At 39.5% G+C, this 13,729-nt stretch carries 12 protein-coding genes; 9 read left to right on the plus strand and 3 right to left on the minus strand.

Annotated features, from left to right (window positions below; all coding sequences use genetic code 11):
* Together LBQ60_17835 and LBQ60_17840 are read right to left on the minus strand one after the other, a co-directional pair.
* The coding region (locus tag LBQ60_17835) for an RnfABCDGE type electron transport complex subunit D (GenBank protein MDR2039786.1) at positions 1–898 on the minus strand (898 nt) is incomplete at its 3' end.
* A gap of 66 nt (positions 899–964) precedes the next feature.
* Positions 965–2,314: a Na(+)-translocating NADH-quinone reductase subunit A gene (locus LBQ60_17840; GenBank protein MDR2039787.1), complete on the minus strand. Its 1,350-nt coding sequence runs from the start codon at positions 2,312–2,314 to the stop codon at positions 965–967.
* A 361-nt stretch (positions 2,315–2,675) separates the two neighbouring features.
* Here LBQ60_17840 and LBQ60_17845 point away from each other — a divergent pair, with 361 nt between their 5' ends.
* The 6 genes from LBQ60_17845 to LBQ60_17870 all read left to right on the plus strand — a co-directional run bounded on the left by LBQ60_17845 (position 2,676) and on the right by LBQ60_17870 (position 8,069).
* Positions 2,676–3,011, plus strand: coding sequence for a helix-turn-helix transcriptional regulator (locus LBQ60_17845; protein MDR2039788.1), 336 nt, complete (start codon positions 2,676–2,678; stop codon positions 3,009–3,011).
* Between the two features lie 77 nt (positions 3,012–3,088).
* Complete coding sequence (gene tsaB / locus LBQ60_17850; GenBank protein ID MDR2039789.1) at positions 3,089–3,784, plus strand: tRNA (adenosine(37)-N6)-threonylcarbamoyltransferase complex dimerization subunit type 1 TsaB; 696 nt, start codon at positions 3,089–3,091, stop codon at positions 3,782–3,784.
* Between the two features lie 81 nt (positions 3,785–3,865).
* Positions 3,866–5,614 (plus strand): single-stranded-DNA-specific exonuclease RecJ, encoded by a 1,749-nt coding sequence (recJ, locus tag LBQ60_17855; GenBank protein MDR2039790.1) that lies wholly within the window; start codon positions 3,866–3,868, stop codon positions 5,612–5,614.
* Between the two features lie 3 nt (positions 5,615–5,617).
* Positions 5,618–7,006, plus strand: coding sequence for a tRNA (N6-isopentenyl adenosine(37)-C2)-methylthiotransferase MiaB (gene miaB / locus LBQ60_17860; protein MDR2039791.1), 1,389 nt, complete (start codon positions 5,618–5,620; stop codon positions 7,004–7,006).
* 19 nt (positions 7,007–7,025) lie between these two features.
* Positions 7,026–7,409, plus strand: a complete 384-nt coding sequence (locus LBQ60_17865; GenBank protein ID MDR2039792.1) for a co-chaperone GroES family protein — start codon at positions 7,026–7,028, stop codon at positions 7,407–7,409.
* A 387-nt stretch (positions 7,410–7,796) separates the two neighbouring features.
* Positions 7,797–8,069 carry an HU family DNA-binding protein gene (locus LBQ60_17870; protein ID MDR2039793.1) on the plus strand — a complete coding sequence of 91 codons (273 nt, stop codon included), beginning with the start codon at positions 7,797–7,799 and terminating at the stop codon, positions 8,067–8,069.
* Positions 8,070–8,188: 119 nt separating this feature from the next.
* Here LBQ60_17870 and LBQ60_17875 read toward each other — a convergent pair whose 3' ends face one another.
* Positions 8,189–10,189 carry a Zn-dependent oligopeptidase gene (locus LBQ60_17875; GenBank protein MDR2039794.1) on the minus strand — a complete coding sequence of 667 codons (2,001 nt, stop codon included), beginning with the start codon at positions 10,187–10,189 and terminating at the stop codon, positions 8,189–8,191.
* Between the two features lie 200 nt (positions 10,190–10,389).
* Between LBQ60_17875 and LBQ60_17880 the strand changes: the two genes are divergently transcribed.
* The 3 genes from LBQ60_17880 (at position 10,390) to speA (ending at position 13,723) form a co-directional block, all read left to right on the plus strand.
* A complete protein-coding gene (locus LBQ60_17880) occupies positions 10,390–10,770 on the plus strand; it encodes a TraR/DksA C4-type zinc finger protein (protein MDR2039795.1) in 381 nt (126 codons plus the stop codon).
* A gap of 76 nt (positions 10,771–10,846) precedes the next feature.
* The gene (murI, locus tag LBQ60_17885) at positions 10,847–11,656 is read left to right on the plus strand and encodes a glutamate racemase (GenBank protein ID MDR2039796.1); all 810 of its coding nucleotides are present in this window, start codon (positions 10,847–10,849) and stop codon (positions 11,654–11,656) included.
* 174 nt (positions 11,657–11,830) lie between these two features.
* Positions 11,831–13,723: a biosynthetic arginine decarboxylase gene (speA, locus tag LBQ60_17890; GenBank protein MDR2039797.1), complete on the plus strand. Its 1,893-nt coding sequence runs from the start codon at positions 11,831–11,833 to the stop codon at positions 13,721–13,723.
* Positions 13,724–13,729 lie beyond the last annotated feature (6 nt).

Consider the following 13,729-nt stretch of genomic DNA (forward strand, 5'->3'; position numbering starts at 1 on the left):
AAAGGTTGAACAACAAACCCATTACGGCACCTCCGGCAAATACGGAGATCATAATGCGAAAACTGGCTATACCCGCTAATAAGAGGATCGCAGCTCCAATCAAAATGGCTAAAGTAGATGTTTCACCCACAGAACCGGGAATATAACCGATAAACATGTCAGAGATCGAAGGCATTTTATCTACCAAGGAACCGACAGTCATATTTTTTGCTTCCTCGCCGGTAGCCAGTGCTGCTTCAGCCAAAGGAGTCGCTCCACTGAAAGAGTCCGCCAGTTTTGCCCCCGCATCCTTGATTCCTGACACCCAGACCTTATCGCCCGACATTTCGGAAGGATAGGCGAAAAATAGGAAAGCACGCGCTACTAACGCAGGATTCCAGATATTCATCCCTGTTCCTCCGAATATTTCTTTGGCAAAAATTACGGAAAATGCTGTGGCTAATGCTACCATCCATAATGGGATACCTACCGGCATTACCAAAGGTATCAGGATACCTGATACCAGAAACCCTTCATTTACTTCATGCCCGCGGGCCTGGGCAACCCCAAATTCAATTCCCAAACCAACAACATAAGAAACGACAATAATGGGGAACACTTTAAGAAACCCAAACCAGAAGTTTTGCATCAATGTCCTGGAAATACCGAATGCTTCCGAGTTCTGGTATCCGACATTCCACATTCCAAACAATATAACCGGAACCAATGCAATAATCACCATTGACATGGTACGTTTTAGATCCACGGCGTCACGGATATGGGTCCCCTTTTTAGTGGTAGTATTGGGTACAAACAAAAATGTTTCGAATGCGTCAAAAGTAGAATGAAGTTTCTCAAACTTTCCACCCTTTTCGAAATTCGGTTTTATTTTGTCTAAAAATTTCCTTAACGGATTCATATTGGTTTATTATATATATAACTATGTATTGTTTCCTTATCAAAAAAATATCGTCCGTCAAGATGATCAGCTCATCTCCTGAATCATCAGTTCTATTCCGTTGCGAATGATCGATTGAACATCTGTTTTGGAAGTACACACGAATTCGCACAAGGCAAAATCCTCTTCTGCCACTTCATATATCCCCAACTGTTCCATTTTTTCGACATCTTCTGCAAGGATCGCCTTCACCAGATGCTCCGGATAGATATCCATAGGAAATACTTTTTCATATTGTCCGGTTACTACCAATGAACGATGACCGCCATTAAGGTTCGTATCCAAATCATATTCTTTATTGGGGGTCAACCATGAGAAATAAGTGCGTCCGGCACTATATTTTTTAAATCCGGGCATGGCCCACCCGAGCAGTTCATAATGGTCACCTTCAGGAATCACGGTCACCTGGCTATCATAAAACCCGAGATATCCTTCGGATGTCACTTTGGTTCCTGTCAACACATTTCCACTGATATAACGGACATTTCCATCTTTAATATTGTCGGCAAAAGTGGTCATGCTGCATCCGCCGATCACCTTGTAGTAACGTGGTGTCTTTACTTCCGATCCGCTCAACACAATGGTTTTGGATATATCATATACTGCTTTGTTCATCAACCTGCCAATGACTAATACATCCTGCGGATTCACGTACCAAACCGCTTCGCCTTTATTGACAGGATCTATATGATGTATCTGGACCCCTACATTACTTGATGGATGCGGCCCTGAAAATTCATGTAGTTCCACATTTTTAGCCTTGGTAAATGTAGCTGCCGGAGGGAAGTCCGAGTGAACGCTGAGATGTACCTTTCCGGAAGTCAACCTGGCTAATGCATCTATCCCGGCCTGGAAGTCGGGTTCCATATTCTGAAAAATGTAGTCATAATCAGGACCAAGCGGGGCTGTATCAAAGCAAGAAATAAATATCGCTTTAGGGGTATCCTGTGGATTGGCGACAATAGCATAAGGACGCTGCCTGATGAAAGGCCAGACACCACTCTGTAGCAAATACTCCGTAATGGACTCCTTTTTCAGCTCTGAAGGCTTGGTTTTTGAAAAATCTTCGGACTCTCCTTTTCCATCACTTTTTACGATTACCTCAAGAATACGCCTCTTCTCACCACGTACCACCGCTTCAACCGTTCCACTGACAGGAGAAACAAATAAAACCTCAGGGCAATTTTTATCCATAAATAAAGGCGTCCCTGCTTTTACTGTTTCGCCTTCTTTAACGATCATTTTGGGGATCAATCCCGGAAAGTCAACGGGTTTTACTGCATATTTTTCGGAAGCGTCAGCCTTTACGAGTATCTTTTCTGCTTTTCCTTTTAGTCTAATATTCAGACCTTTCCGGATTTTAATGACTTTTGACATAAACCACAGAATTGTTGTTTTTTTAAGAAAGCACAAAAGTAGTATTGTAATTCTCAAAAATCAAATAAATACCCAAAAACATTCCTGTTTTTTTTCAGCCCAGTAAAACCTAAATATTTATTTAATCGTTTACCCCTGTTTGCTTTGATTATTTACAAAAAAACAAGGCGCGAAATAATTTTTTTTCAATGTATATTTTTTCTCATACAAGAATAATCGAGGATTTTAAAAATTGTACTCAAAAAAAAATTACTGAGGTACCTGTGGTTCAAAAAAAATAATTAACTTTAGTATTGAAATTAAACGTTTGTTCACACACGAAACAATGATTTATGCTTGTAATAAATAAACATTAACAATTATGGACTATAGTCGAATAAAAACCGAATTAGAACGGAAAAAAATGTCTATCAGGGATTTGTGTTATAAAATTGATATTACGGAACAGGGATTACATCAAATGATCCGGAATAAATCCATGAAAGTAGAAATATTGGAGCGAATATCCGCTGTACTGGGAAAACCTGTTTCATATTGGTTCAGCGATGAGCCCAGTAATGAATTCACAAGTACAAATAATGTAGTAAATAAGGTCGCTGAAATAGGAAGGAATGTGACTCCAAAAATCACTTACCAGAAAATCGATTCATTGACTAAGGATTTAAATGAGATGCTTAAAGAAATAATCTCAAAATAATCTGAGATTGATAAATATAATGTGAAAAGAATCCGGATTAAACATTCCATGTTATCTTTGCACATTATATATATTGTATGCATCCTTTTATTCTCCACATTGAAACATCAACAGAACTATGTTCTGTAGCATTGTCACGTGGGAAGCAATGTGTTGCTGTAAAGGAAAATTCCGAGGGTCGCAACCATGCTACTGTATTGACATCTTTTATTGAAGAGTTACTAGCACAGCAAGCAATGCATGCGCATCAGCTTGCTGCTGTTTCTTTTAGTTCAGGACCGGGATCTTATACGGGACTACGGATAGGTTTATCTGTTGCCAAAGGATTATGTTATGGTGGTGACATTCCGCTTATAGCTGTTTCTACCTTACATGCTATGTGTCATGGATTATTACACCAATGTCCCGAAATTGAAGAAAATGCTTTGCTCTGTCCCATGATCGATGCTCGCCGGATGGAAGTTTATACGGCATTATTTGATATAAAAGGAAACATGGTGAAAGAAATCTCAGCTGAAATAATTACCGGTCAATCATTTGAAAATTGGCTCAATGGACAAAAGATTTATTTTTTCGGGAATGGTGCTGCCAAATGTTCCGATATCATAGAACACCATCATGCACAATTTGTTGATAACTTCCATCATTCTTCCGAATATTTAATCCCTGACGCATTAAATGCATATCTGACAAAGGATTTTGAGGATGTTGCCTACTTCGAACCATTTTACCTGAAGGATTTTATTGCCGGAAAACCAAAACAAATGTTGTGAAACAATGTCCGGCAAAACAGTATATTTAGGATTACCCATCTGCATTAAGGAATAAACAGATAGTTTTTGTACTTTTGTAGCATGTATAGCAAGAACTGGATTATAAAGACAATACCTGATGAATCTGTTGTACAACATCTTGTAGATGTTTTGGGCATTGATCACACATTGGCGATTCTTTTGGCACAAAGAGGCATTACAGATTATGAAAATGCCAAAGCTTTTTTCAGGCCATCCTATGATCAGTTGCATTCGCCTTTCCTGATGAAGGATATGCAACGTGCAGTGGACCGGATCAATCATGCTATACGCAATAGGGAACGAATCATGGTATACGGGGATTATGATGTGGATGGAACCACTTCGGTAGCCATGGTATACTCATTCCTCAAAAAACAATATCCCTATGTTGACTATTACATCCCAGATCGTTATAACGAAGGGTATGGAATATCTTATCAGGGTATCGACACTGCAGATACTAACAGGTGTAAATTAATCATTAGCCTGGATTGTGGGATTAAAGCTGTAGATAAAATTAACTATGCCAGCAATAAGGGGATTGATTTTATCATATGCGACCACCACTATCCTGATTCGGTCTTACCATCAGCTTTTGCTATTCTCAATCCTAAACGTGCCGGATGTGAATATCCATACAAAGAATTGTCCGGATGTGGAGTCGGATTTAAAATGTTGCAGGCTTACGCCCAGGTAAATAAAATACCTGTAGAGGAAGTTTACGAATACATTGACCTGGTGGCTGTCAGCATTGCATCCGATATTGTTCCTATGGACGGGGAGAATCGTGTTTTAGCTGCCTTAGGTATCCAGAAACTGAATGAAAATCCGACATTGGGGCTGAAATCAATCGTTAAAATCTCCGGATTGGACGGTTCTCCAAGACAGGTGGACGATATTGTTTTCAAAATCGGACCGCGGATCAATGCTGCCGGAAGAATGGAATCGGGAAATAGTGCGGTACAGTTGCTGATATCGGATGATGAGAAAGCAGCGCGGGAATTCGGAAATGAAATAGACAAATTCAACGATGACAGAAGAAATGTCGATTCAGATATTACCCGTCAGGCACTCAGGATGTTATCTATTGACCCTGAGCAGGAGTACCGGAAATCAACCGTATTGTATAATCCTTCCTGGCATAAAGGAGTGGTGGGCATAGTCGCTTCCCGTCTGATAGAAACCTATTACCGGCCAACGGTTATTCTCACAAAATCCAATGATTTTGCCACCGGATCGGCACGTTCGGTAGATGGTTTTGACCTGTATTCGGCCATTGATGCCTGTAGCGATCTACTGGAAAACTTTGGCGGACACATGTATGCAGCAGGAATAACCCTTAAAATTGAAAATGTCCCGGAGTTCAGCCGCCGCTTTGAGGAAATAGTAGCCTCAACCATTACAGACAACCAATTAGTCCCGAATGTAGATATAGATGCGGAAATTAACCTTACGGATATTACCCCGAAATTTATCCGTATCCTTAAACAATTCAAACCGTTTGGTCCCAAAAATATGACCCCGGTTTTTCTTACGCGCAATATATCAGATCTTGGGAATGGAAAAATTGTCGGGAAATGTGGAGAACATCTAAGACTTGATGTGTTACAAAAAGATATGTCTGATATTTGCTTTCCTGCTATTGGCTTTCAAATGGCCGAACATTATAATACTGTCCGGTCGGGTATACCTTTTGATATTTGTTATACTGTTGAAGAAAATACGTTCAAAGGGAAAACCACTATTCAACTGCATATCAAAGATATCAGGCCTTCAAGTGTCAAAAACAGCGACTTATCAGATAGTTAAGGGATGAAAAAGAAAGAAGATCTTCAGGTGGATGTGAACAATCTTCATATAAGAGATTCATCGAGTCATCTTTTGAAGGTATATATCGAAACATATGGTTGTCAGATGAATGTTAATGACAGCGAAGTAGTAGCATCTATTCTTGCCGGTGAAGGATACCGGGTTACACAGGATATCGCGGATGCCGATTTAATTTTAATCAATACCTGTTCTGTTCGTGAAAATGCAGAACAACGTGTCCGTGGTCGTTTGGATGTTTTTCGTTTAGAAAAGAAAAAACGTCCGGAACTATTGATCGGAGTAATTGGATGCATGGCCGAACGTTTAAAACACCAGCTACTGGAAGAAGAAAAATCAGTAGACCTCGTTGTAGGTCCGGATGCATACCGTGATCTGCCCAATCTGGTCCGTAGCGCAGGTACAGGCCTGAAGGCCATTAATGTTTTGCTTTCACGTGAAGAAACATATTCCGATATCAGCCCGGTACGAATGGATAAAAATCGTGTCTCATCCTTTGTATCAATCATGCGGGGGTGTAATAACCGGTGCGCATTCTGTATTGTCCCATATACTCGCGGGATTGAGCGAAGCAGGAGTCAGGATACCATTCTACGGGAAGTGCGGGAATTAGTCGAACTGGGATATAAAGAAGTTACATTGCTGGGACAAAATGTGGATTCATACCGTTGGGGAGAAACAGGTAAAAACATCTCTTTTGCACAGCTTTTAACTTCGGTTGCAGCTGTTTCGCCGGATTTACGTGTCCGGTTTTCTACTTCCCATCCTAAAGACATGACTGATGAAGTTTTACATGTAATGGCATCACATCATAATATATGTAAAAGTATCCATCTGCCTGCCCAGTCGGGAAGCACAAGGATACTTGAGTTAATGCGCAGGAGATATACTAGGGAATGGTACCTGGACCGCATTGAAGCCATTAAACGTATCATGCCTGAATGCAGCATCTCCACAGATATTATCGCCGGTTTTTGCACCGAAACTGAAGCAGACCATCAGGATACATTATCATTAATGAAACAGGTTCATTTCGATTATGCCTTTATGTTTAAGTATTCTGTCCGTCCCAATACCCTGGCAGCAAAAAAGATGGATGATGATGTTCCTGAAGATATTAAATCAAGAAGATTACAGGAAATCATCAATCTGCAAGGGGAACTATCTGCAGAAAGTAAACAATGTTGTATAGGAAAAACTTATGAAGTACTGTCTGAAAGTATTTCTAAAAAATCCCCGGATCAGTTATCCGGACGAAATACCCAAAATATGGTAGTCGTATTTCCTAAAGGAAATTACCACCCCGGAGACTATGTCCAAGTCCGGATCACAGGTTGTACCCCTGCTACATTATTAGGAGAGTTAATATCATAACCCATAAATTATAGGAAAGATGTCGTTACAGTTAGACAATACCGATTTAACAAAATTTATCGTCGTAGGAGACCGCGTATTGATCAAACCCAAATCACCATTGGAAAAGACAAAAGGCGGATTATTGCTCCCACCTGGTGTTCAGGAAAATGAACGTATACAAAGCGGATATGTTGTAAAAGTGGGTCCAGGTTATCCGATTCCGGCTATTGCCGAAATCGACGAACCGTGGAAAAATAAAACCGAAGAAGTCAAATATGTTCCCCTTCAGCCACATGAAGGAGATCTTGCGGTTTATTTACAAAATAGCGCTTATGAAATAGAATTCAATAATGAAAAGTACATCATTGTTTCCCAATCTTCTATTTTATTGCTTATCAGGGATGAGAGTTTATTTGAATAAATAACCAATAATTGATTCTTATTCATACTTCTGAATTTCAACTATTTATGCAATAATATTCGATTCTAAATGATCGCTGAATTCATGAAAATTTTCCGGATAACCCATTTTAAGGGGGAAAAATTGAAAATTTTTAAAATAAAAATGAAACCTTATACCTATGATGCCGTATACATAGGGTAAATAAGCGGCAGGCAAAATTTGTTTTGAACATAAAGTTTATTTTATCTGTTTATAATAAATGATTGTTTCAATAGCGTAAAAAAGTAGTAAAATCCTGACAAGAAGTATTATTTTTTTGATAAAAAGTTTGTTGCATTGTATAGAATATGTTATTTTTGATAAATTTTTAATATATATTATTTTCTAACCCTAATTTTTATTATCATGAACAAAGCCGAATTGATCGACGCAATTGCAAGCGAGGCTAAACTTACAAAAGCTGATTCAAAGAAAGCATTAGATGCTTTTATGAAAGTAACAGGTAACGCTCTTAAAAAAGGAGATAGAGTAGCCTTAGTTGGATTTGGTTCTTTTTCTGTAGCTAAAAGAAGCGCAAGAACAGGCCGTAATCCTCAAACCGGGAAAGAAATCAAAATTGCTGCTAAAAAAGTAGTTAAATTTTCTCCTGGTGCTGAATTGAAAGCTAAAGTACAATAAGACTTAAAGTTATTAAAGTCTGGGAGCTATAAGCTCCCTTTTTTTTGTCCTAATAACAACCTTCCCTGAATCATTGAAAGGCTATTTCTACTTAAAATCCGTCAAGATTTAATTAAACATCAGACGCCTAACGACTTTAAAAATGCTTTTTGATCGGGCTCCCTCTGTAAAAATTCTTTTACCATTTCCAGTTCGTTTTCTGTCGCACCTTTTATCAAAATACAATCCCGGAAACGACGGCCGGTTGCTTCATCAAAAACGCCGTTTTTTTCAAATTCGGCAAAAATATCTTCTGCATATACTTTTGCCCATAAGTATCCATAATAGCCTGCTGCATATCCTGTCAAATGATCAAAACTATTGTACATATGTGTTCCTTCCACATACTTAAAAAGGGTAATATCTTCTTGTAATTGCCTGAATATTCCTGTCAAATCATGTTTATCAGGATCAAAAAATGTATGATAAGTCATATCCAGCATGCCGTAAAAAATTTGTTGCTGTGTTTGTATTCCCGACCCGACATTACGGGCAGCTATCATACGATCAAATAATCTCCGGGGTAATATTTCACCGGTTTGGTAGTGGCGGGCAAATAATTGTAACGCCGTATAGTTCCATGCCCAGTTTTCAAACATTTGCGAAGGCACCTCCACAAAGTCCCGTACATTAGAGATCCCCGACTGACCGGCCAGGTCGGCATGTGCCAACATCGCATGCATCAAGTGTCCGAACTCATGGAATAATGTTACCACATCATGATGGAGCAACAGCGACGGTTTATCCGCAGCCGGCGGTGGAAAATTACATACCAGGGCTGATGAAGTATATTGATATCCTTGATCTGCCTGATGGCCGGATTGTATGGTAAAACATGCAGCATGGGTATATTTCCCTGTTCGCGGAAATAAATCAAAATAAACGTATCCGGCATGTTTTCCGTCTACCAGCATACGGTACATGTTTACTGAAGGATCCCAAACCGGAGCCTCAGGTACCTTTTCAAAATCTACTCCATATAATTTTGATGCAATTTCAAATAATCCGTCTAATACATGATCAACGGAAAAATATTGTTTCAATTCTTCATGGTCAATCCCGTATCTGGTATTCATCAATTGGTTGGTATAAAAACTACTTTCCCAATAATTTATTAATGCAACATCTGGTTGCTGCTTGTATTTTACTTCCAGCAATTCATCAAGGTCTTTCTGCGCTTTTATCCTTACCTTATCCCTAAGGTCATTTTCAAAATTAAAAACAACAGATGTGCTATGTGCCATATTTTCTTCTATCTGCCATTCGGCATAATTGGTATAGCCCAATAAACCTGCCATTTGCCTGCGTTTTGAGAGAATAGATTTTAAAACAGGCTCATTTTGTGGTGCCCGGTTAAGGTACTTCACCATCAACTGCTTACGTGCCGTCTCAGATTCCGAGTAACGCATAAACGGAACATACGAAGGTGTATCCAATGTAATTTTATAAGTTCCGTCGTCTTGCCGGCGCGCTTCTTTGTAATCATCAGGCAACCCTTTTACCTGTTCTTCTGTGACAATCAAAGCATCTTCATATTCATTGACATTGGTAGAAAACTCCAGGCTAAGTTTTGCTATTTTGTCCAGTAATTCTTTTATATTTTTACGTTCATCGCCAGACAGAGCAAATCCGTTGCGCCGGTAAAAATCCATCCTGTCATCCAGATACTTTTTTGCAGCTCCGGAGAGTTGCTCCGCTTCCTTGCTTTCAGAGTATTCTTTAAAAGACTGATACAATTGCTCATCCAAATTGATCTGGTTGCTAAATTGATTCAGTGTATCCACTGCAAGATGACAACTCTTCCGGATTTGTCCGTCGGGATGTACATATGCCAAGAGATAGATCATGGAAGCAACTTGCTGCAACGCATTCTGTATACGGTCAAAAACAACGATGGTATTGTTGAAATTCCGACGAACCGATTCAACCTGATATATTTGTTCGAGTAATCCCCGGACTTCGGAAATTTTGACTGTTACAGCTTCAGAAATATGCTCTTCCTGAATCTCCGTAAAATTAATCGCTTCATTCAGTAAATCATTCAATAATGGGTTAGGTATGTTTTTCAGAGACCGGTTCATTTTATTTAGTATAAAAAGTTATGCCTGCAAAGTTATCAGCTTTAAGAATAAAAATAAAATGAACCATTTGTTTTTTATATTGTTTATGCGAAGAAGAATCAACGGCATTGTTTTTGTATGAAGGTATCGTACTATTATAAAGTAGTATTTGTTTTGTAAATTTAATAATAAAGCCTAATTTCGGCGAAAAATTTAAAGCCATGAGTGAAAAGACAAGATATTCGGATGCTGAATTGGAAGAATTCAGGGAGCTTATTTTGGAAAAGCTAGACAAGGCTAAGAAAGATTATGATTTGTTGAAAGGTACCATTACCAACAGTAATGGTAACGACACCGAAGATACATCTCCAACTTTCAAAGTATTAGAAGAAGGCGCCGCGACTTTATCAAAAGAAGAAGCAGGCCGTTTGGCACAACGTCAGTTGAAATTTATCCAACATTTGCAGGCAGCATTGGCCCGTATAGAAAACAAAACTTATGGTATCTGCCGGGAAACCGGACTATTGATACCAAAAGAAAGGCTCCGGGCTGTTCCGCATGCAACATTGAGCATCGAAGCAAAAAACGAAGAAAACAAGTAGTTTTCTAAATACTTTAAAATAAAGCGGTGCAAGATAATTGTACCGCTTTATTTTTAGATGTCATAACTGATGTAAAATGATTGGAGTTTTTGATTCAGGATATGGAGGACTTACCGTACTTAAAGAATTTGTACGGCAACTGCCACAGTATGATTATTGCTATTTAGGAGATAACGCCAAGACGCCATACGGGACACGTTCATTTGAGACAGTTTACCGTTATACGCTTGAATGTGTAAAACATTTGTTCGATCAGGGCTGTCAGTTGATCATCCTGGCGTGTAACACAGCATCAGCTAAAGCCTTGCGTAGCATACAACAACGTGACCTGCCACTGATGGGTGCGGAAAAACGGGTATTGGGAGTTATCAGGCCAAGCGCCGAAGCCATCAATAAGTATACCCGGACCGGTCATGTAGGCATACTTGGAACTGTCGGCACAGTGCAATCTCTTTCTTATCCTATAGAAATCAATAAATTAGACCCACTTATTCGTGTTTTCCAGGAAGCCTGCCCTATGTGGGTACCTTTGGTGGAAAGTAATGAACACCAGAGTCCCGGAGCTGATTATTTCGTGAAACAATATATTGACCGGTTATTGCAGCAAAGCCAGGAAATTGATGTCATTATGCTCGCCTGTACACACTATCCATTGTTGATCGATAAAATAAGGCAATATACTCCATCCCATATTCAGGTATTACCACAAGGAGATATAGTCGCAAAAAGCCTTGCTGACTATTTGTACCGTCATCCTGAAATGGATAGCCAACTTGGAAAAAACGGGAACCGGATTTTTCAGACCACGGATTCATCTGAGATTTTCGATCGTTATGCTTCTATTTTCTTTGAAAAAGAAATAAAGTCACAGAAAGTAATTGTTTAATTGTATCTGCTGCATCACTTTTTCCGTCATATACCTCAAGGGGGCAATGTATATTTTATCACTGATAAACAAAAAATTATCCCTTATTTGATGTTTTATACATAACATTCTGTATTTTCGCAACCTTTATAGGTCTGTTTTTTAGTATCAATTTCAAAATCATTAAAGCCGGAAATGAGAAAATGGAGGACCGATGATTCGGTGGAGCTTTATAATATCGGAGGATGGGGATTAAGCTATTTCTCTGTCAACGAAAAAGGAAATGTGGTAGTAACTCCCAAAGCAGGAGGGGCAAGTGTTGATTTGAAAGAAGTGATCGATGAGCTACAGCTCCGGGATGTTTCAACACCAGTATTAATAAGATTCCCGGATATCCTGGACAACCGCATTGAAAAAATATTCAAAAGTTTTAAACAGGCTTCGGAAGAGTACGGCTATCAGGCACAGAATTTCATCATATATCCGATCAAAGTTAATCAGATGCGTCCGGTAGTTGAAGAGATCGTCAGTCATGGGAAGAAATTTAATATCGGGCTGGAAGCCGGTTCAAAACCGGAACTTCATGCTGTTTTAGCGATCAATACCGATACTGATTCCATGATCATCTGTAATGGTTATAAGGATGAAGATTATATAGAATTGGCTTTATTGGCCCAAAAGATGGGCAAACGAATTTTCATTGTCGTTGAAAAACTGAATGAACTAAAATTGGTTGTTTCTATTGCCAGGCGCCTTAAGGTAAAGCCCAATATTGGGATCCGTATTAAACTGGCAAGTATCGGAAGCGGCAAATGGGAGGAATCAGGAGGAGATGTCAGTAAATTCGGATTAAATTCCAGTGAGCTACTTGAAGCACTGGATATACTTGAAAAGAAAGACTTAAAAGATTGTCTTCGCCTGGTTCATTTTCATATTGGAAGCCAGGTGACCAAAATCCGACGGATCAAGAATGCCTTACGCGAAGCCGCACAATTTTATGTGCAACTCCGTTTCATGGGATTCAACGTCGATTTTGTGGATATCGGCGGAGGGTTGGGAGTAGATTATGACGGGACCCGGTCTGCAATTAGCGGAAGTAGTATCAATTACAGCATACAGGAATATGTAAATGACTCTATTTCGACGATTGTGGATGTGAGCAATAAAAATGAGATCCCACATCCTAACATTATTACTGAGTCAGGAAGATCACTCACCGCCCATCATTCTATCCTTATATTTGAGGTGTTGGAAACCACAACATTGCCTTCATGGGATGATGATGATACCGTGACGGAAGAAGATCATGAACTGGTCAGGGATATTTATTCCATCTGGGATACCTTGAATCAACCCCGTATATTGGAATCCTGGCATGATGCACAACAGATCAGGGAGGAAGCACTTGATTTGTTCAGCCTGGGGCTGATCGACCTGAAAACACGTGCACAGATAGAACGTTTGTATTGGTCTATAGCCCGCGAAGCATATAATATTGCCAGTTCAGCCAAGCATGCGCCGGAAGAACTCAGGCAATTATCCAAATCCCTGTCTGACAAATATTTTTGCAATTTTTCATTGTTCCAATCATTACCCGACTCCTGGGCTATTGACCAGATATTCCCCATCATGCCTGTACATCGGCTGGATGAAAAGCCGGACAGATATGCCACATTGCAAGACATCACCTGTGATTCGGATGGAAAAATTGATAACTTTATATCTACCCGTAATTTTTCGTATCACTTGCCTGTACATACATTAAAAAATAAGGATTCTTATTATATCGGCGTATTCCTGGTAGGCGCTTACCAGGAAATCCTGGGAGACCTGCATAATTTATTCGGTGACACCAATGCTGTGCACATCTCTATGACAGCGGAGGGATATGAAATTGATAAACTGATTGACGGAGAAACCGTAGCCGAAGTATTGGAATATGCGCAGTATAACCCGAAAAAACTAGTTCGGACTGTCGAAGGCTGGGTGTCCGGATCCGTAAAAGCAGGATTAATTTCCGCCGAAGAAGGAAAAGAATTTTTATCCAACTACCGTTCAGGATTATATGGTTATACTTATCTCGAATAGGTCGTT

Source organism: Bacteroidales bacterium, from assembly GCA_031275285.1.
Classification (GTDB): Bacteria; Bacteroidota; Bacteroidia; order Bacteroidales; family UBA4181; genus JAIRLS01.